The following is an 18,104-nucleotide window of genomic DNA, read 5'->3' on the forward strand; positions in this document are numbered from 1 at the left end:
CCCCCGGCGGGCCCCCGGTCAGCGGCGGGTCAGCACTTGACGGCGGCGAGCAGCCCGTGGCCGACCGGCAGCAGTGCCGGGATCCAGTGCTCGGACTCCCGGATCGCCTTGATCGCCTCGCGGACGGTCACCGTCTCGACGTCCCGGGCGGCGGGATCGCCGATCCGGCCGCCGGCCAGCGTGCCGTTGAGCGCGACCACGCCGCCCGGCCGCAGCAGCCGCAGCGCGGCGTCCACGCAGGCGGCGAACCCGGTCGCCTCCGCGTCCACGAAGACCAGGTCGTACGCGCCGTCGGCGAGCCGGGGGAGCACGTCCAGCGCCCGGCCGGTGATGATCCGGGTGCGACCCGCGGCGAAGCCCGCCTCGGCGAAGATCCGCCGGGCGATCCGCTGGTGCTCGACCTCGACGTCGATGGTGGTGAGTACGCCGTCGGCGCGCATGCCGCGCAGCAGCCAGACCCCACTGACTCCCGTGCCGGTGCCGATCTCCACCACCGCCCGGGCGCTGCCGGCGGCGGCGAGCAGTCGCAGCGCCGCGCCGGCGCCGGGGGTCACCGCCTCCAAGCCTACCTCGTGGGCCAGGCTGCGGGCGGTGCGCAGGACGAGATCCTCGGTCACGTACGACTCGGCGAAGTGCAGGGTCTGGGCCGTCGAATTGCCGGAACCGGCGACCGTGGCGATGGGACACCTCCGGGCGGCATGCGTGGTGCGGGGGCGGGTGGGCACTGTGAGCCTAGAGGCGACGTCGAACGGGCGCAGCCGCGCGTCCGCCACCCGACGATCACGGTCGGCAACCGGTGACTCCATCCGCGGCATCCGTGTAATCCTGGAAGCGGTGTTCCGGCCAGCGCGACCGGGCGACGCTGTCGCCGGGTCCGTGGAGCGCGGGATCCGGGGATGGACTGGGAGGGCACCGACGTGACCGACGGCTGGGACTGGCGCCAGCCCGGGGGAACTCCGGCGCCGGCGCGACCGCCGGTGCCCGGACATCCGCCGGTGGGGTCGCCGCCGACGCCTCAGGGCGCCGGGGGCGGAACGACTTCGCCCTGGTGGTCCGACGCGCTGGCCGACCCGTGGCGCGACCCGACCGCGCCGGCCGCAGTGGTGCTGCCGGCCGCGCCGAGCCCCGGCACCGAGCCGGAGCCGGTCAGCGACCCGGACACCCCGGGCCGGCCGACGCTGCGGCAGCTCCTCCTCATCCCGTTGATCACCGCGCTGCTCGCGGGCAGCCTGGGCGGCGCGCTCGGGTACGCCTTCGCGGTGCGCGGGGGCGCCGTGGCCGGCACGGTGCTCGGCGCGGACCCGCAGGCGCCCGGCCTGGCCCAGCGCAGGCCCGAGTCGCTGGCCGGGGTCGCCGAGCGGGTGCTGCCCAGCGTGGTGACGGTCCGGGTGGCGGGCCTCGGCGGCACGAGCGAGGGCTCCGGCTTCATCGCCAGCGCCGACGGGCACGTCATCACCAACGACCACGTGGTGGCGGGGGCGACCGGCAAGGCGTCGGTGGTCTTCAACGACGGCAGTTCGGCCCCGGCGACAGTCGTCGGGCAGGACCCGGAGTCCGACATCGCGGTGATCAAGGTCTCCCGGACGGGCCTGCGGCCGGTCGAGTTCGGCGACTCCGACGCGCTGGCCGTGGGCGACCCGGTGCTGGCGATGGGCTCGCCGCTCTCGCTGGCCAACACGGTCACGGCCGGCATCGTCAGTGCCCTGGACCGGACGATGCGGGCCGGTGAGCCCGGCGGCCCGACGCGCTACTACGCGGCGATCCAGACAGACGCGGCGGTCAACCACGGCAACTCGGGCGGCCCGCTCGTCGACGGCGCGGGCCGGGTGATCGGGGTCAACTCGACGATCAAGTCGCTGGTCTCCGAGGGGCAGGAGGCGGGCAACATCGGCCTCGCCTTCGCCATCCCGATCAACCAGGCCAAGCGGATCACGCAGGACATCATCGGCACCGGCAAGGCCCGGCGCACGGTGATCGGCGCCCAGGTCGGCGGGTCCGGCGCGGGCACCGGAGGAGCCGGCGTACGCCTGGCGGCCGTGGAGCCGTCCGGCCCGGCGGCCGGCGCGGGGCTGCGGGCCGGTGACGTGATCCTGAAGCTCGCCGGCCGGCCGATGACCGAACCGACCGACCTGATCGCCCTGGTCCGGAAGTTCGCGCCGGGCGCGGTGGTGACCGTGGAGTACCGCCGGGGCGCCAACCGGCAGAACGCCTCCGTGACCCTGGCCGCTGACGCCAAGTAGGGACCGGTCACCCCCTCCCCGGCCGGGGCCCCACGTGCGTAGTCTTGCTGCTGACGCCGAAGGAGGCCCGCGCAGTGTTCGAGAACCTGAACTGGTGGGAGATCGGTGCGCTGCTGCTCCTGGCGCTGCTGATCTTCGGTGACCGGCTGCCCGCGGTGATCAGCGACGGCCTGCGCATGGTGCGCAACCTGCGCGCGATGGCCAGCAACGCCACCACCGACCTCAGTCGCGAGCTGGGCACCGACATCCAGCTGGAGGACCTGCACCCGAAGGCGTTCATCCGCAAGCACCTGCTCAGCGAGGAGGACGAGCAGGCGATCCGGAAGCCCCTCCAGGGCGTCTACGACAACCTGCGGGCGGACGTCACCGGCGTGCACAACGAGCTGAAGGACGTGGCCTCCGCCGCCGACGTGCGCGCGAACGGCAGCCGCCCGGCGACCGCCACCGGCGCCGCCCCGGCCCCCGCCCCCCGGGTCAGCTACGACGACGCGACCTGACCCCGGGTTCGCTGCGACGACACGACCTGGCCCGGTCAGCGGCGAGGTCGCGCCGACTCGACCCCGGCCCGCCACGGACGGCGACGGGGGCGGCGCTCCCGGGGGAACGCCGCCCCCGTGCGGGTGGCGACAGTGCCGGCCGTGGCCGGCGTACGGTCAGCGGCCGGCGGGCTTGAGGCCCAGCGGCTTGCCGAGCAGCGACTCCCGGCGCAGGGCGAGCCGGTCGGCGACCTGGCCCAGCGCCTTCGCGGCCGGCGACTCCGGCTCGGCCAGCACGATCGGGGTGCCCACGTCGCCGGCCTCGCGCACGCGGGTGTCGAGCGGGACCTGCCCGAGCAGCGGCACCTGCGCGCCGATGGTCTTCGTCAGCGACTCGGCGACCGCCTGGCCGCCGCCCGCGCCGAAGACCTCCATCCGGGAGCCGTCCGGCAGCTCCAGCCAGGACATGTTCTCGATGACGCCGACCACGCGCTGGTGGGTCTGCAACGCGATCGCGCCGGCCCGCTCCGCCACCTCGGCGGCGGCGGCCTGCGGGGTCGTGACGATCAGGATCTCGGAGTTGGGCAGCAGCTGGGCCAGGGAGATCGCCACGTCGCCGGTGCCCGGGGGCAGGTCGAGCAGGAGCACGTCCAGCTCGCCCCAGTAGACGTCGGCGAGGAACTGCTGCAACGCCCGGTGCAGCATCGGGCCGCGCCACACCACGGCGGCGTTGCCGGCGGTGAACATGCCGATCGAGATGACCTTCACGCCGTGCGACTGCGGCGGCATGATCATGTCCTCGACGCGGGTCGGGCGGCCGTCCGCGCCGAGCATCCGGGGCACCGAGTGGCCGTAGATGTCGGCGTCGACCACGCCGACGGAGAGCCCGCGGGCGGCCAGCGCGGCGGCCAGGTTGACCGTCACGCTGGACTTGCCGACGCCGCCCTTGCCGCTGGCGACCGCGTACACGCGGGTGCGGGAGCCCGGCTGGGCGAACGGGATGACCGGCTCCTGGGAGGCGCCGCCGCCGCGCAGCTTCGCCTGGAGTTCCTGGCGCTGCTCGGGGCTCATCACGCCGAACTCGATCGTCACGCCGGTCACCCCGGGCACCGCGCCGACGGCGGCCGTGATGTCCGAGCGCAGCTTGTCCTTCAGCGGGCAGCCGGCGACGGTGAGCAGCAGCTCGACCCGTACGACGCCGTCGTCGCCGACCTCGGCGGAGCGGACCATGCCCAGTTCGGTGATGGGCCGGCGGATCTCCGGGTCGTTGACGGTGGCCAGCGCGGCCTGGATCGCGTCGGAGACGGTGCTGACGGGTGCTGACATGCCCGCAATGCTACGTCGGCGGCCCTGCCCCACCGCCGCCAGCGGGGGGCGGTGTGAGCGAATCGATGGCGACGGCTGCGCTGGGCGGCATACCGGACGAAGCGGGACGATCGAGCCGCTCCCGCTGCGCCGGCCCTCCGGGACGAGCGGCGTCCGGGCCGCTCAGGCCCCGGCTTCCCGGCCCTCCGGGCGGCCGTCGAGGGCCCGATCGCCGTCCAGGTCGTCGCGGGGCTCCTCCAGCCCGTCGCCGTGCTGCGGGACCCTGTCCTGCTGCCGGCGCTCCAGCCGCTGCCGGCGCCGGCCCGCCTCGTCCAGCTCCTCGGCCAGCCGGGCCAGCTCCGAACGGAGGAAGTCCCGGGTCGCGACCTCGCCCATCGCGTTGCGCAGCGCGGCGATCTCCCGCGCCAGGTACTCCGTGTCGGCCTTCTGCATGGTCGCCCGGCGGCGGTCCTCCTCCAGGGAGACCCGGTCCCGGTCGGCCTGCCGGTTCTGCGCCAGCAGGATCAGCGGGGCCGCGTAGCTGGCCTGGAGGGACAGCACCAGGGTCAGGAACGTGAAGGTGTACGGGTCGAAGCGCAGGTGCGCCGGGGCCAGGGTGTTCCAGCCGAACCACAGCGCGATCACGATCGTCATGTAGACGATGAAGTTCGCGGTGCCCATCCCCCGGGCGATCCCCTCGGACCACCGGCCGAAGGCCTCCGGGTCGAACCGGGGCAGCTTGACGCCCCGGGGCTCGCGCGGCTGGTCGAGCCGCTGCGCCCGTCGCTGCTCAGCCATCCGCGCCGTCCAGCGTCGGCCCGACGGTGGACGGGCGCTCGGCGGCGTCCCGGTCCCGCCAGTCCCGGGGCAGGAGGTGGTCCAGCACGTCGTCGACCGTGACCGCGCCGACCAGCCGGTTGTTGCGGTCGATGACGGGCATGGCGACCAGGTCGTACGTGGCCATCCGGCGGGTGATCTCCGGCAGCGGGGTGGTCGGCCGCAGCGGGTCGATGTCGTTGACCACGATGCCGCCGAGCAGGTCGGCCGGCGGCTCGCGGAGCAGCCGCTGGAAGTGCACCATGCCGAGGTAACGGCCGGTCGGCGTGGTCATCGGCGCCCGGGACACGAAGACCTGGGCGGCGATCGCGGGGGAGAGCTGCGGTTCCCGGATCCGGGCCAGGGCCTCGGCGACGGTGGCGTCCGGCGGCAGGATGACCGGCTCGGAGGTCATCACGCTGCCCGCCGTTCCCGGCGTGTACTTGAGCAGCTGACGCACCGGGTCGGCCTCGCCCGGCTGCATCAGGTCGAGCAGCACGTCCTGCTCGGGCGGCGGCAGCTCACTGAGCAGGTCGGCGGCGTCGTCCGGGTCCATCTCCTCCAGCACGTCGGCGGCCCGCTCGCGGTCCAGCGCGGCCAGGATCTCCACCTGGTCGCGTTCCGGCAGCTCGCTCAGCACGTCGGCCAGGCGCTCGTCGTCGAGCGCGGCGGCGACCTCGTTGCGCCGGGTGTCGGGGAGGTCCTGGAGGGCGTTGGCGAGGTCGGCGGGGCGCATGTCCTCCAGCACCGAGAGCAGGTTGGCCGTGCCCCGGCTGTCGGCGATGCCGCTGAGCCCGCGTACCCGCTCCCACTCGACCTGGTGCAGGTGGCCGCGGCGGGTCAACCGGCCGGTCTGCTCGCGTACGGCGACCCGGGCCAGCGACCACTCGCCGCCCCGGCTGCACTCCATCGCCACGTCGACCACGGAGCCCGACTGCCCGCCGGGCTCGACCTGCACCCGGCGGTCCAGCAGCTCCTGGAGTACGAGCAGCTCGTTCGGGCGCTTCTCGAAGCGGCGCAGGTTGAGCGTGCCGCTGCCGAGCACCACCGCGTCGGCGTCGATGGAGGTGATCCGGTTCAGCGAGAGGAAGATGCGCCGCCGCATCGGCATCTCGGCGACCAGACCGACCACCTCGGGCGGGCGTTGCGTCGGCCGCAGCCTGCCCACCGCGTCGCGGACCCGGCCCACCTGGTCGCCGTTGGGATCGAAGACGGCCACCCCGGCGAGCCGGGCGAGGTAGACCCGGGTCGGCGTGCTCACGGGCACCAGCCTAAGCGCCTAGTGTCTATCAACATGTCGACCTTGGCCTACGAGATCGTGGACGTCTTCACCGACCGCCCGTTCGCCGGCAACCCGCTGGCGGTGGTGTTCGGCGCCGAAGGGCTTGCCACCGAGCAGATGCAGGCGCTCGCGCTGGAGTTCAACCTCTCCGAGACGGTGTTCGTGCTCCCGCCCACCCAGGTCGGCGCCACCTACCGGGCCCGCATCTTCACCCCGGCCGAGGAGCTGCCCTTCGCCGGTCACCCCAGCGTCGGCGCGGCGGTGACCGCCAGCCGCCGTGGCATGTTCGGTGTGGGGCAGATCACCCAGGAATGTGGGGCGGGCGTGCTGCCGATCGAGGTGACCGCGACCGGGGCCACGCTCACCGGCGGCGTGCCCACCCTCGGTCCCGAGCTGGACCCGGAGCCACTGCTGGAGATGGCCGGCCTGGACGCGGCCGACCACGTCGGCCCGGCGCCCCGGGTGGCCGGCTGCGGGCTGGAGTTCCCCTACCTCCCGGTCCGCCCGGACGCGGTGGCCCGCGCACGGGTCAACGCGGCGGCGGCACAGCGGTACGGAGTGGAGCACGTCAGCGTCTTCTCCTGGGACGCCGCCGCTCAAACCGCGCACGCCCGGGTCTTCGTCCCCGGGCTCGGCGTGCCGGAGGACCCGGCCACCGGTTCGGCGGCCCTGGGCCTGGGGGTGTGGCTGGTCGCCAGCGGCCTGCTGCCCGCCGACGGGCGCGCGGAGTACACCGTCCACCAGGGCATCGAGATCAACCGCCCGTCCGTGCTGGCCTGCACGGTGACCGCCGAGGACGGTCAGGCGGTGGGCGCCACCGTGGCCGGGCACGTCGTAGCGGTGGCCCGGGGCGAGATCATGGTCCCGCCGTTCGTCGGCTGACCTGCGCGATCCGTGCCGCCGGACCGGATCGTCCGGCGTCGTGCCCGTGCCGTGCGCCCCGACTGCGTCCACGGCGGTGCGCGGCCGGGCCCCGGGCGGCACTGACGGGACGGGGGCGGATGCGGGAGGATGCGAGGGTGACCGACGCGGAGCGGACCAGCACGCCGCTGGTCGACGAGGCGATGAAGAAGGCCGCCGTGGCCTGGGTGAGCGTGCCCGGCGGGCCGGCGCTCGCGCTGTGGTGCCTGCCCCTGGAGGGGGCGCTCTTCGTGGTCAGCGGCCCCGGGGAGCAGTCCGCCCCGGGTCTGGCCGACGCGACCGAGGCGCAGGTCACCCTGCGCGGTGACCATGGCGGGCGGATCGTCACCTGGCCGGCGCGCGTGAGCCGCCTGGCGCCCGGCACCGAGCACTGGGAGACGACCGCGCCGCTGGTGGCCGCGAAGCGGCTCAACGCGCCCGGGCCCACGGCCGAGCTGGTGGAGCGCTGGGCGGCCGAGGGCTGCGCGGTGAACCGGCTGGAGCCGGCCGGCGAGCCGCTCGCCGGCGCCGGGCTGCCCGCGGACTCGCTGGCCGAGGTGCCCCGCGAGACGCCGGCGGTCCGGGCGACCCGCAAGCCGTTCCGCCTGCACCGGGTCCGCCGCCGCTGAGGCGTCCGGCCCGGGTCCCGGGCTTCACGCGGGGACGCAACCCGCCGGCACGCCCACCCGCCCCGGCACCCCGTCGACGAGGCCGACCACCTCGTCGAGCGAGCGCAGCACGGGCCCGGTCCAGGCCTCGTCGGCGTTGAACACCATGTGGCCGGCCAGGTCCGGCGCGGCCAGCCGTACGGCTGTCATCCCGGCCCGCTCCGCCCCGGTCAGCTCCTGGCTGCCGCCGTCGCCGACGTAGAGGCAGTCCGCCGGCGCCAGGTCGAGCCGCCGGCACGCCGCCTGGTAGAGCGCCGGGTCCGGCTTGCAGCGCCCCACCTGCACGGAGAAGACCCGCACGTCGAGCAGCGGGGCGATCGGCAGTTGCGGCAGGAACGCCGGCAGCTCGTGCGTGCAGTCGCTGATCACTCCCGTACGCAGGCCGAGCCCCCGCAGCGCGGCGAGCGTGGGCACCGCCTCCTCGCGCAGCCGGGTGTCGGCGCGGATGGCCCGGTGGCGGGAGGCGACCGCCGAGCGGACGGCGTCGTCGGAGGGGTGCACCCCGGCCTGCTCGCAGACCCAGCGCAGGGTCGCCTCGGCGTTGCCGAGCCGCCCGCAGGCCCGCTCGTAGTAGGTGCGGTCGAGCACGTCGACGAGCGTGCGCGGGGCGCAGCCCAGCAGCTCGGCCGTCGACCGGTGGGCCTCGCCCCGCTGGACGGAACGGGTCAGCGTGCCGAAGAAGTCGAACAGGACCGCCTGGTAGGTGGGCATGGGGGAGCGCCTCCGGGCGGTAGGGGAATCGCCGGCGCGGACAGGCATGATCGTAACGGAGTGCTGACGTTCCGTGTCGGCCTGTGGCGTGTGAGGATTGCTCCCCGTGTCCCCCGCAGCGCACCGCCCGTCGTTCCACCCGGCGACCACCGGGGCGCTCGTCCTGGCCGTGGTCGCCGTCTCGTCGTCCGCGCCGCTGGTGGCCGTCGCGGCGGCGCCGGCGCTGGCCGTCGCGTTCTGGCGCAACCTGCTCTCGGTCGCCGTGCTCGGCCCGTTCTCGGCGGCCCGGCGACGCGCCGAGTTCCGGTCGCTGACCGTCGGCGCCGGCCGGCGCGAGGGCGTCTACTGCGTGCTGTCGGGGGTCGCGCTCGCCGCGCACTTCGCCACCTGGATGCCCAGCACCAAACTCACCTCGGTCGCGGCGGCGACCGCGCTCTGCGCCACCCAGCCGGTCTGGCAGGGGCTGATCGCCCGCGCCCAGGGCCGCCGGCTGCCGGGCGCCGTCTGGGTCGGCATCGGGGTGGCGGTCGCGGGCGCGGTGGTGGCGACCGGGGCGGACTTCGCCGTCTCCGGCCGGGCCGTGGCCGGCGACCTGCTCGCGGTGGCCGGCGGCCTGTTCGCGGCGGTCTACACCGCGCTCGGCGAGCGGGCCCGTACGACGATCAGCACGACCACCTACACCACCGTCTGCTACGGGGTCTGCGCCCTGGTCCTGCTCGTGGTCTGCCTGGTCGGCGGGGTGCCGCTGACCGGCTTCGACACCGGCACCTGGCTAGTCGTGCTGGCCCTGGTGGCCGGGGCCCAGTTGCTCGGGCACTCGATGTTCAACTACGCCCTGAAGAAGGTCTCGGCGACCACGGTCAGCGTGCTGGCCCTGCTGGAGGCCCCGGGCGCGGCCCTGATCGGCTGGGCCTGGCTGGGGCAGCTGCCCGGGGTGACCGCCCTGGCCGGGCTGGGGCTGCTGCTGGCCGGCGTCGCCGTGGTGGTGCTCGGCGGCGCCCGCTCGACCCGCCGCGTCCGCCCGGTCGCCACCGCCGTCCCCGCCGACGCCGGCCCACCGCCCGACTGACCGCCGAACGGCCCCTTGCCGCCGAACGGCCACCCGGCCCGCCGCCGTCCACCCCTGCCGCCCCGGCCGCCCCTGGCGCCGGACGGCCACCTGGCCGGCGAACGGCCACTCCTTCGGCGCGGGAACGGCCGTTCCGCCTGCCGGATCCGGCGGCGTCCGTGAGAGTGCGAGGGAGGGCACACGGCGGCGGGAAGGCGGATGGCGGAGCGGGACGGCGACGAGGGCGGCACCATCGTCACGCCGTCGGCCGAGTTTCCGCCGCTCGACCCGGACGAGCTGCGGGCCCTACGCCGGATCGGTGACCGCTGGCGGAACGCCCGGCGGGGACGACCGCCCGGCGCGGACACGCTGCCGGTGGACCCGACGCTGCGCCGGCACCCCGACCGGCCGACCCCGACGCGGTTCGGCCGCCTCGCCCCGATCGCGATGTTCCGGATCGCGGAGCCGGACGAACTGGTCGCCACCGCGCCGGCCAACCTGCCCGGCAGCCGGCTCGGCCGGGCGAGCACCCGGCTGCGGCGGGGGCTGTTCGGGCCGCCGCTGGGCAGCGCCGCAGTTGTCTACGAGCGGATGCGCAAGCTGGTGGCCCTGCCGGTGCTCTCCTCCGACCTGCTCAGCTCGGTGGCGTACGGGCCGGAGGCGATGCTCGCCGTGCTGCTGCTCGCCGGCAGCGGGGCGCTCGGGCTGTCCCTGCCGCTGGCCGCCGGGCTGGCGCTGCTCATGATCGCGGTCGGCGTCTCCTACCGGCAGACCGTCGCCGCCTACCCGCACGGGGCCGGGTCGTACATCGTGGCGGGCGACAACCTGGGCGCGGGGGCGGGGCTGGCCGCGGCGGCGGGACTGATGACGGACTACGTGCTCACCGTGGCGGTGTCCGTCTCCGCCGGCGTCCGGGCGATCACCTCGGCGATGCCGGGACTGGCCGCCTGGACGGTGCCCCTCGGGCTCGCCGTGATCGGTCTGCTGCTGGCGGGCAACCTGCGCGGCGTACGGGCCGCCGGCAATCTCTTCGTGCTGCCCACGTACGCCTTCGTGGTCGCGCTGCTGGCGCTGCTCGCGGTCGGCTGGTTCCGCGCGGCCGGGCGGGGTTTCGTCCCGGTCGCCCCGCCGCCGGTGCCGGCCGTGGAGGGGCTGGGGCTTCTGCTGGTGCTCCGCGCGTTCTCCTCCGGCGCAGTCTCGATGACCGGCATCGAGGCGGTCTCCAACGCGGTTCCGGCGTTCCGGCCTCCCGAGTGGCGCAACTCGCGCACCACGCTCACCTGGATGGTCGCGATGCTGGTGCTGTTCTTCGGCGGCCTCGTCGGGTTGATCCACCTGTCCGGGCTGGTGCCCACCGCCGAGCAGTCGATCCTCTCCCAACTGGCCCGGGTCACCTTTCCCAGCGGTCCCTGGTACGCCCTGATCCAGGCCGCCACCGCGCTGATCCTGCTGCTGGCCGCGAACACCGCCTTCAACGACTTCCCCCGCCTGCTCTTCTTCATGGCCCGGGACGGGCACGCGCCGCGCCGGTTCCTGCACATGGGCGACCGGCTCGCCTTCAGCAACGGGCTGGTGGCGCTCACCGTCGCGGCGGCGGTGATCCTGGTGGCCTTCCGCGGGCACACCGAGGCGCTGATCCCGCTCTACGCGGTCGGGGTGTTCCTCGCCTTCACCCTCTCCCAGGCCGGGATGGTGCGGCACTGGCGCTGCCGGCGCGGCCCCGGCTGGCGCCGCTGGGCAACGGTCAACGCGGTGGGCGCCACCTTCTCCGGCCTGGTGCTCGTGACCGCCGCGGTCACCAAGCTCACCGAGGGCGCCTGGGTGGTGGTCGTCGCCGTGCCGCTGCTGGTCCTGCTGTTCCGGGCCATCCACCGGCACTACCGGCGGCTGCACCGGTCCCTGGCGCTGCACCCGCCGCCGGGTGGCCCGGCGCCCGGGCCGCCGGTGGTGCCGGCCCCGCCGCCCGCCGCCGGGCCCGCCGCGCCGGAGGACGAGGAACTGCCCGAGCAGGTACGTCACCTCGTGGTGGTGCCGGTCGCCCGGCTGAACCGGGCCTCGCTGCGGGCCCTGGCGTACGCGGCCTCGCTCGGGCAGCCGACGCTGGCCGTGCACATCGCTCCCGAGGAACCGGAGGCGGACCGGTTCCGGGAACAGTGGCGGGTGTGGGGCGACCACCTGCGGCTGGAGACGATCGTGTCCCCGTACCGGGCGGTGGTCGGGCCGCTCGCGCACTACCTGGAGGCGCTGCACGCCTCCCGGGCCGACCTGGTGCTGACCGTCGTCGAGCCGGAGGTGGTGGTGCGCAGCCGCTGGCACCGGCTGCTGCACAGCCGCACCGAGCAGCGGCTGCGTACGGCGCTGCGCCGGCTGCCGGGGGTGGTGGTCACCAGCCTCCCGGTGCACCCGGGCGGGTAGCTCCCTCCGCGACGGCTCCCACCGGCGTCTGCCGGGTGAGGAGGTCGATCCGTTGACGGTGAGGACCGCGCCCGGTCCGGCTTCGCCGAGTTCGTCCGCGCCGAGACCGCGGGGCTGACCCGGTTCGCATACCTGCTGACCGGCGACCGGCACCACGCCGAGGACCTGGTCCAGGTGGCGTTGGCCCGGGTGGCCGTGCGCTGGGAGCGGCTCGACGATCCCGGGGCCCTGTTGATCATGAGGTTGGCGGCGAAGCGGATCTCCGTTACTGCCGCTAACCTCATGATCAACCTCGTACCTGGGGCGGACGGCTGCGGCGCGGGTCGTCAGGCGCGTCGGGCTAGCACGGCGACCCGGGGCAGCGCCTCCGGGTCAGGTGCCGGGGTGAGCAGGTCGTCGATTGCGGCGACGTGGCTCGTCGTCCAACCGGCGTCGGCCAGGGCGGAGAGCACGTCGGCGACGGGGTGGGCGGTGTTGGTGATCGTCGTGGTGAAGGGGGCCGTGCGGCCGTCGTCGGTGCGTAGCTCCCCGGTGACGTGCAGCGGGCGGCGGTCGCCGTCGAGCGGGCCCCGGGACACCTCGACCGAGACGGTGCCGTCCTGCCGGGCGACCGGGGGGACGTCGGCGAGGAGTCCCTTCGTCGTGGACATGTCGAATCCGAACCAGCCGCCCGGCGCGACCGCCCGGTGCACGCAGCGCAGGTAGGCCCGGACCCGGTCGATGTCGCCGACGTGGTTGAGGACGTCGTACGTGGAGACCGCGAACGCGCAGGGGCGCGGCACCTCGAAGTCGGCGGCGTCCGCGGCGATGAGCACCGCGTCGGTGCCGGCCAGCCGTTCCCGGGCGCGGGCGATCATCGCCGCGGAGACGTCGACCCCGACGACCCGGTAGCCGGCGGCGGCGAACCGGGCGGCCACGATGCCGGTGCCGCAGCCGACATCCAGCAGGCTCAGCTCCGAGCCGGGTGCGACGTGCGCGTGCAGCCGCAGCCACGCCTCGCCCATCCGCTTGGGGTACGGCGCCCAGAAGCGGTCATACGCCGTGACGAAGGCGTCAACGTACTCGGCCATCGGGTTGCCTTTCGTAGTGCCGGACGGTGGAACTGGCCAACGGGACGAGTGCGGCCACGACGATCACCGTGGCCAGGGCGAGCAGGGCCGTCCGCACGCCGATCGCGGGCACGACGAGACCGGCGGCGATCATGACGGGCGGGCCCAGTCCCACCGCCCCCAGCCACTCGTACGCGCTCACGCGGGACATCGCCTCCGTCGGCACCTCGGACTGGACGGTCGTCTCCCACAGCACGCCGAAGACGTCGAAGGCGACCCCGGCCAGCACGGCGGCGAGGATCACGAACGGCAGCGCGGCACCGGCTCCGAGCAGCAGCGCCGGCAGCCCCAGCAGCGACACGGCGAGGACGGCCGTACGCAGGGGGCGGGTCGTCCTGATCCGCATCGCGACCAGCACGCCGGCGAACATGCCGACCGCGTATCCGGCCAGGACGCCGGACCAGGCGCCCGCCCCGCCCAGGTGCGCCCTGGCGAGCAGCGGCCCCGCGAGCCCGAAGGTGACCCCGACGGCGGCGTTGACCACCGCTGCGGCGAGCACGATCTGCCACAGCCATCGTCGCCGGACGAACTCGCGCCAGCCGTCGCGCAGTTCGGCCGGCAGGTCCCGCCCGGCCGGCCGGGGCGTCGCGGCCAGGCGCAGCCGCGCGAGGAGACCGGCGGCGACGGCGAACGTCGCGGCGTCGAGGGCCAGCGCCCAGCCCGGCCCGAGCCAGGTGATCAGGGCGCCGCCCGCCGTGAAGCCCGCCACCGTGGCGGTGTTCGTGCCGAGCCGCAGCAGGGCGTTGCCGCGTTGGCGCGCCTGCGGCGCGACGAGTTCGGCGGTCAGCCCGTTGAGCGAGGGCAGCAGCAGCGCGGAGGCGGTGCCGGCGACGGCCGCGCAGCCGGCGAGGGTGGCGACGCCGGCTTGCCCGCTCAGCACGAGGACGGTCATCGCGCCGTACGCCGTACCGCACAGCAGCTCCGCCGCCACGAGTACGCGGTGGCGCGGCAGCCGGTCGCCGATGACGCCGCCGAGCAGCATCAGCGCGATCCGGGGCACCGAGATCGCGGCGAGCACGAGCGACAGCGCCGTGGGCGATCCGCCGGGAAGGTCGAGTACGGCGAAGGTCAGCGCGAGCGGACCCATCGCGTTGCCGAAGACGGAGATCGTCCTGGCCGTGGCGAACAGGACGAACCGGCGCTCGCGCAGCGGGTCCGCCGGGCGTTCCACGGGCGCGACGGTGTCGGTCATGGCCGGTCCGGGCGGACGATCGCCTGCCACCGCGCCACCGGCTCGCCGGCGTCGAGCACGTGCAGCAGCGGCCGGCGGGCCACCACGGGGCACACGTGCCCGGGCAGCACCCGCAGCTCGTCGCCCACCGACACCGACCCCGCGTCGACCGGCCCGCCGTCGGGTGCGGTCAGCACGACACCGCTCATCCAGGTCTGGTCGGCGCCCGCCAGCAGCTCGTCGGCGTCGGTGCGCAGCACCTGCCCGTCGGTGCCGGTGACGGTCGTGGCGACGGATATCGCGACCGCCCCGGGGTCGCACTCGCCCAGCCGGGCGAACCCGCCGTCGAGCAGCGCGTACGCCCCGGCGCAGATCTCGGTGACGCCGGCGACGTCCAGCACGCCGGCGAGGGTCGGGGTGCCCCCGACGCTGACGGCCGGGCAGGGCGACCCGGCCGCGCGGATCCGCTCGGCGACCGACACCAGCAGGCGCGCCTGGCGGCGGCCCAGCTCGACCCGGTCCCGGGCGGCGGCGGGGTCGGTGATCCCCACGTAGCCGGTGACGCCCGCCATCCGCAGCCCGCCGGTCCGCGCGATCGTGGCGGCCAGCCCCACGGCGGCGCCGGGGTCGACACCGACGCGGTGCAGACCGGTGTCGACCTCGACGCGTACGCCGAGTTCGACGCCATGGGCCTCGGCCGCCGCGCCGAGCCCGGCCACCGCGTCGGGGTGGTCCACGTGCACCGTCACCGCGCAGTGCCGCGCGAGCTGGGCGAACCTGGTCCACCGCCACGCGTCACGCCAGGGCCACGCCACCGTCACGTCCGGCACGCCCACCGCCACGTAGGCCTCGGCCTCGGCCGCCGAGTGCACCGCGACGCCCACCGCGCCCGCGGCCACCTGCCGGGCGGCGATCTCGGGGCTCCGGTGCCCCTTGACGTGCGCGCGCAGGGCGACGCCGGCCTCGGCCACCCGCCGGCCGTACCGCACGACGTTCGCGTCCAGCCGGGCCAGGTCGACGCTCACCCGCGGCGTCATTCGCCGCGCCCGTGCCAGGCGTCCGGCGGGAAGGAGAACGCCGCGTCGCCGCCGGCGAGCATCGCCGCCTGACGGTCCCGCTCGGCGGGGTGCGGCACGCCGACGCCGGAGACGCCGAGGAAGGCCTCGTCCGGCCAGGACAGCCCGAGGGCGTCCTCGACGGGCGCGTCGCGGGTGGCGGCGGTGAAGAACGTCCCGAGCCCGAGCGCCGTCGCGGTGAGGTACACGGTCTGGCTCAGGTGACCGACGTCGAGCAGGAGCGCGCGGTACGCGCGGGCGGCCGGGTACTTCCACACGGTCCGGTCGAGCACCGCCGCGTACATCAGCAGGAAGCCGGCCTGGGCGGCGTGCGGCTGCCCGCCGCACCACTCGCGCAGCCGCTCCTCGCCGGGGGCGGGCGCGAGACGCACCAGCTCGTGGCGGCGCACCGCGTAGTGGTAGATCCCCGGTTCCAGCCCTGCCACGTCGCGGACCACCGGGTAGACCTCGACCGGGTGGCGGGCCCCGCCGGAGGGAACGGTCTTGAGCAGCGCCGTCCCCACCCCGGAGACGTCCACCTCGCGGCGCACCCCGGCCGTCCAGCGCAGCAGGGCGGCGAACGCGGGCAGCGGCACCGGGCGGTCGGGGTCGAACCAGCGGGTCGAGCGCCGGGCCGCGAGGACCGTGGTGAAGTCGACGGCGGGCGGGTCGGCCGGAGGCAGGGCGACGCGTGGCCCGTCGTGCTCCCTGACCGGATCCGGCTGACCGGACTTGGCGCGCAGCACCGCCGCGTCCTGAGCCGCCGAGCGGAAGACGTCGCTGCCGAGCGTACGGCTGGCCAGGTGGTAGTAGGTGGCTGCCGGTCCCAGGTCGCGCCACGCGCCGAGGCGTTCCTCCCGGTCGTGCTCCGGCGAACCCTCGGCGACGAGCACGTGGGCGTCGAGGAGCTGCTGCGCGAGCCGGCCTTCGGGCTCGGCCCAGTCGGCGTAGTCGCGCAGCAGCCTCTCCGCCTCCACAGTCAACGCGAACTGCCGGTGCCTCAGCGGGTCGTCGCAGACCAGTTGGCCGTCACGCCACAGGAAGACGACCAGCCGCGACACACGGACACGCATGACTACTCAGGCTTCGACCGGTCAGACCTCGACCGGAGGCTCCAGGCAGGTCAGTTCCTGGTCGTAGTCGTCGGACGCCACCGGCTCGAAGGCCTCGATCTGCTCGGTCATGCGGGAGCTCCCCTCACTAATCGGCGTTGATCACTGCGTTGCACCGTAGCAGAGCGTCCACAGTGAACACACCCGCGGACGTGGAGCGGGTCGGTCCGCTCCCGCGCCGGCTCAGACCTCGTGGACCTCCAGCACCCGGGTGGTCGGGGCGGCCCCGCCCAGCTCACCGCGCAGCGCCACCCGCTCCGGGTCGGCCAGGAAACCGTCGTAGCCGGCGCGGGTGTCGAACCGGATCAGGTGCACCTCCGTACGCCCGTCGCCGGTGCGCTGCCGACGCTCCAGCCGCCCGCCGTGCCGCCCGAGCAGGCCGAGCACCGCGTCCTCGTACCGCTGGCCGGCCTCGACCGCGTCGGTGGCCAGCTCCACCAGTGCCACCAGGCGCACGGCGGCGGCCGGGTCGGTGACCAGCGACTTGAAGAAGTGGTGGTCGACGTGGCCGCCGGGGATGCCCTCCCGGCGGCCCGTGTCGAGGTAGCCGTGCCGGCGGTAGAACTCCGGCGCCTGGAACGAGAACGAGGAGACCGACATCTCCGCGCAGCCGCGCCGGCGGGCCTCGTCCTCGGCGGCCCGCAGCAGCCGGCCGCCCCAGCCCTCGGCGCGGCGGTCCTCGCGCACCCACACCATGTTGATCCCGGCGCAGCCGCCCCAGGTCCACCCGGTCAGGCCGGCGACCAGCTCGCCGTCGGCGTCGTCGACCCGGACGCAGAGGCCGGCCTCGTCGTCCGCGCCGGTCGCCCGGTTGTTGAAGGCGGTCAGCTCCGCGTCGAGCCGTGCCTGGAGTTCCTTGTCCTCGCGGAGCACCCGCAGGACGCCGCCGCCCGCGTCCCCGTGCCCGTCGATGCCGTTCCCCGTCGTCATGGGGCGGAGTATGGCAGCGCTCCGGTCGCGGGCGACACCGTTATCCGGCGACGCCGACCGCCTCGGCGCTGGCCGTCCAGAGCCGGGCGGCGAGCTGCGGGTCGGACGCCCTGGGCAGCGGTCGGCGCAGCCGTCGGTCGATGTAGTAACCGCCCGTGATCAGCCGCTCCGGGTCCTGGTTGGCCAGCCAGACCAGCGTCTCCGCGCCCTTCTCCGGGCTGCGCAGCGGCAGGATCCGCATGCCCAGGGCGACCAGCCGGTTGTCGTTGCCGAACCGGCTGCGCACCACCCCGGGATGGAAGGAGTACGCGGGGATCTCCGGCCAGCGCCGGGCCGCCTCGGCCGTGAAGAGGATGTTCGCCTGCTTGCTGGTGCCGTACGCCTGCATGGGCCGGTAGCGGCGCAGCGCGGCGTTCAGGTCGGCCGGGTCGAGCACGCCGCTGCGGTGCGCGCCCGAGGCGGTCACCACCATCCGGCCGATCCGGTCGCGCAGCAGGTTGCTGAGCAGGAACGGGGCCAGGTGGTTGGCCTGGATCGACAGCTCGAAGCCGTCGACCGTGGTGAGCGGCTGGAGCGCGATCGCCCCGGCGTTGTTGGCGAGCACGTCGATCCGGTCGTACGCCTCGCGCAGCTTGCCGGCCAGCCGACGGACGTCGTCCAGCACCGCGAAGTCGGCCCGGAACAGCTCCGGTCGCTCGCCGGACGCCTCCCGCACCTGTTCCGCCGCGGCCTGCAGTCGGGCCGGGTCGCGGCCGACCAGTACCACCTGGTCACCGCGGCGCGCCAGGTCGACGGCGGCCGCCAGGCCGATGCCCGAACTGGCCCCGGTCACCACCACGATCCGACGCCCAGTGAGATCTTCCACA

General features: G+C 75.2%; 17 protein-coding genes and 1 pseudogene. 7 read left to right on the top strand and 11 right to left on the bottom strand.

All coding sequences use genetic code 11. The features are described from left to right. Nucleotides 1–29: 29 nt before the first annotated feature. Complete coding sequence (locus ACN27A_RS25360; RefSeq protein ID WP_311410699.1) at nucleotides 30–617, bottom strand: O-methyltransferase; 588 nt, start codon at nucleotides 615–617, stop codon at nucleotides 30–32. Nucleotides 618–896: 279 nt separating this feature from the next. Between ACN27A_RS25360 and ACN27A_RS25365 the strand changes: the two genes are divergently transcribed. Continuing rightward, nucleotides 897–2,240, top strand: a complete 1,344-nt coding sequence (locus ACN27A_RS25365) for a S1C family serine protease (protein ID WP_421457119.1) — start codon at nucleotides 897–899, stop codon at nucleotides 2,238–2,240. Between the two features lie 74 nt (nucleotides 2,241–2,314). Next, the gene (locus ACN27A_RS25370; protein WP_132231648.1) at nucleotides 2,315–2,737 is read left to right on the top strand and encodes a preprotein translocase subunit TatB; all 423 of its coding nucleotides are present in this window, start codon (nucleotides 2,315–2,317) and stop codon (nucleotides 2,735–2,737) included. A 156-nt stretch (nucleotides 2,738–2,893) separates the two neighbouring features. Here the strand turns inward: ACN27A_RS25370 and ACN27A_RS25375 are convergent, their stop codons facing one another. The 3 genes from ACN27A_RS25375 to ACN27A_RS25385 form a co-directional block, all read right to left on the bottom strand. Continuing rightward, nucleotides 2,894–4,042 carry an Mrp/NBP35 family ATP-binding protein gene (locus ACN27A_RS25375; protein WP_421457120.1) on the bottom strand — a complete coding sequence of 383 codons (1,149 nt, stop codon included), beginning with the start codon at nucleotides 4,040–4,042 and terminating at the stop codon, nucleotides 2,894–2,896. A gap of 162 nt (nucleotides 4,043–4,204) precedes the next feature. Next, nucleotides 4,205–4,819 (bottom strand): DUF1003 domain-containing protein, encoded by a 615-nt coding sequence (locus tag ACN27A_RS25380; protein WP_421457121.1) that lies wholly within the window; start codon nucleotides 4,817–4,819, stop codon nucleotides 4,205–4,207. Continuing rightward, nucleotides 4,812–6,098 carry a magnesium transporter MgtE N-terminal domain-containing protein gene (locus tag ACN27A_RS25385; protein WP_421457122.1) on the bottom strand — a complete coding sequence of 429 codons (1,287 nt, stop codon included), beginning with the start codon at nucleotides 6,096–6,098 and terminating at the stop codon, nucleotides 4,812–4,814. The genes ACN27A_RS25380 and ACN27A_RS25385 overlap by 8 nt, the downstream gene beginning before the upstream one ends. Before the next feature lie 33 nt (nucleotides 6,099–6,131). Between ACN27A_RS25385 and ACN27A_RS25390 the strand changes: the two genes are divergently transcribed. Together ACN27A_RS25390 and ACN27A_RS25395 are read left to right on the top strand one after the other, a co-directional pair. Further along, nucleotides 6,132–7,001 (top strand): PhzF family phenazine biosynthesis protein, encoded by an 870-nt coding sequence (locus tag ACN27A_RS25390; protein WP_421457123.1) that lies wholly within the window; start codon nucleotides 6,132–6,134, stop codon nucleotides 6,999–7,001. Between the two features lie 119 nt (nucleotides 7,002–7,120). Next, nucleotides 7,121–7,648 (top strand): hypothetical protein, encoded by a 528-nt coding sequence (locus tag ACN27A_RS25395; RefSeq protein WP_421457124.1) that lies wholly within the window; start codon nucleotides 7,121–7,123, stop codon nucleotides 7,646–7,648. Between the two features lie 24 nt (nucleotides 7,649–7,672). Here the strand turns inward: ACN27A_RS25395 and ACN27A_RS25400 are convergent, their stop codons facing one another. After that, the gene (locus ACN27A_RS25400) at nucleotides 7,673–8,398 is read right to left on the bottom strand and encodes an HAD family hydrolase (protein WP_421457125.1); all 726 of its coding nucleotides are present in this window, start codon (nucleotides 8,396–8,398) and stop codon (nucleotides 7,673–7,675) included. Between the two features lie 97 nt (nucleotides 8,399–8,495). Here ACN27A_RS25400 and ACN27A_RS25405 point away from each other — a divergent pair, with 97 nt between their 5' ends. From ACN27A_RS25405 to ACN27A_RS25415, 3 genes and pseudogenes are all read left to right on the top strand, one after another. Beyond that, nucleotides 8,496–9,467 carry a DMT family transporter gene (locus ACN27A_RS25405; protein ID WP_421457126.1) on the top strand — a complete coding sequence of 324 codons (972 nt, stop codon included), beginning with the start codon at nucleotides 8,496–8,498 and terminating at the stop codon, nucleotides 9,465–9,467. 198 nt (nucleotides 9,468–9,665) lie between these two features. Then, a complete protein-coding gene (locus ACN27A_RS25410; protein WP_421457127.1) occupies nucleotides 9,666–11,861 on the top strand; it encodes an APC family permease in 2,196 nt (731 codons plus the stop codon). 114 nt (nucleotides 11,862–11,975) lie between these two features. Further along, nucleotides 11,976–12,074, top strand: a pseudogene (locus ACN27A_RS25415) (sigma factor); the annotation flags it as partial. A gap of 113 nt (nucleotides 12,075–12,187) precedes the next feature. On the opposite strand, the gene ACN27A_RS25420 reads toward ACN27A_RS25415, so the two are convergent. The 6 genes from ACN27A_RS25420 to ACN27A_RS25445 form a co-directional block, all read right to left on the bottom strand. Then, nucleotides 12,188–12,931: a class I SAM-dependent DNA methyltransferase gene (locus tag ACN27A_RS25420; RefSeq protein WP_421457128.1), complete on the bottom strand. Its 744-nt coding sequence runs from the start codon at nucleotides 12,929–12,931 to the stop codon at nucleotides 12,188–12,190. After that, nucleotides 12,915–14,162, bottom strand: a complete 1,248-nt coding sequence (locus ACN27A_RS25425) for an MFS transporter (RefSeq protein WP_421457129.1) — start codon at nucleotides 14,160–14,162, stop codon at nucleotides 12,915–12,917. The genes ACN27A_RS25420 and ACN27A_RS25425 overlap by 17 nt, the downstream gene beginning before the upstream one ends. Beyond that, nucleotides 14,159–15,166 carry an alanine racemase gene (locus tag ACN27A_RS25430; RefSeq protein ID WP_421457130.1) on the bottom strand — a complete coding sequence of 336 codons (1,008 nt, stop codon included), beginning with the start codon at nucleotides 15,164–15,166 and terminating at the stop codon, nucleotides 14,159–14,161. Before ACN27A_RS25430 ends, ACN27A_RS25425 begins: the two co-directional genes overlap by 4 nt. Nucleotides 15,167–15,174: 8 nt before the next feature. After that, nucleotides 15,175–16,269 carry a SagB family peptide dehydrogenase gene (locus ACN27A_RS25435; protein ID WP_421457131.1) on the bottom strand — a complete coding sequence of 365 codons (1,095 nt, stop codon included), beginning with the start codon at nucleotides 16,267–16,269 and terminating at the stop codon, nucleotides 15,175–15,177. Nucleotides 16,270–16,491: 222 nt separating this feature from the next. Beyond that, complete coding sequence (locus tag ACN27A_RS25440) at nucleotides 16,492–17,238, bottom strand: GNAT family N-acetyltransferase (protein ID WP_421457132.1); 747 nt, start codon at nucleotides 17,236–17,238, stop codon at nucleotides 16,492–16,494. A gap of 40 nt (nucleotides 17,239–17,278) precedes the next feature. Next, nucleotides 17,279–18,103 (bottom strand): SDR family NAD(P)-dependent oxidoreductase, encoded by an 825-nt coding sequence (locus ACN27A_RS25445; RefSeq protein ID WP_357576598.1) that lies wholly within the window; start codon nucleotides 18,101–18,103, stop codon nucleotides 17,279–17,281. Nucleotide 18,104: the final 1 nt, after the last annotated feature.

The sequence above is a fragment of the Micromonospora sp. WMMD737 genome (assembly GCF_049179055.1).
In the GTDB taxonomy this organism is placed as follows: domain Bacteria; phylum Actinomycetota; class Actinomycetes; order Mycobacteriales; family Micromonosporaceae; genus Micromonospora; species Micromonospora reichwaldensis.

Excerpts from the sequence above, each read along its gene's own strand:
- ACN27A_RS25390 (WP_421457123.1), top strand. The coding sequence starts at position 6,132 with ATGTCGACCTTGGCCTACGAGATCGTGGACGTCTTCACCGACCGCCCG.
- ACN27A_RS25440 (WP_421457132.1), bottom strand. The coding sequence starts at position 17,238 with ATGACGACGGGGAACGGCATCGACGGGCACGGGGACGCGGGCGGCGGC.
- ACN27A_RS25435 (WP_421457131.1), bottom strand. The coding sequence starts at position 16,269 with ATGCGTGTCCGTGTGTCGCGGCTGGTCGTCTTCCTGTGGCGTGACGGC.
- ACN27A_RS25420 (WP_421457128.1), bottom strand. The coding sequence starts at position 12,931 with ATGGCCGAGTACGTTGACGCCTTCGTCACGGCGTATGACCGCTTCTGG.
- ACN27A_RS25365 (WP_421457119.1), top strand. The coding sequence starts at position 897 with ATGGACTGGGAGGGCACCGACGTGACCGACGGCTGGGACTGGCGCCAG.
- ACN27A_RS25400 (WP_421457125.1), bottom strand. The coding sequence starts at position 8,398 with ATGCCCACCTACCAGGCGGTCCTGTTCGACTTCTTCGGCACGCTGACC.
- ACN27A_RS25425 (WP_421457129.1), bottom strand. The coding sequence starts at position 14,162 with ATGACCGACACCGTCGCGCCCGTGGAACGCCCGGCGGACCCGCTGCGC.
- ACN27A_RS25410 (WP_421457127.1), top strand. The coding sequence starts at position 9,666 with ATGGCGGAGCGGGACGGCGACGAGGGCGGCACCATCGTCACGCCGTCG.
- ACN27A_RS25395 (WP_421457124.1), top strand. The coding sequence starts at position 7,121 with ATGCGGGAGGATGCGAGGGTGACCGACGCGGAGCGGACCAGCACGCCG.
- ACN27A_RS25380 (WP_421457121.1), bottom strand. The coding sequence starts at position 4,819 with ATGGCTGAGCAGCGACGGGCGCAGCGGCTCGACCAGCCGCGCGAGCCC.
- ACN27A_RS25375 (WP_421457120.1), bottom strand. The coding sequence starts at position 4,042 with ATGTCAGCACCCGTCAGCACCGTCTCCGACGCGATCCAGGCCGCGCTG.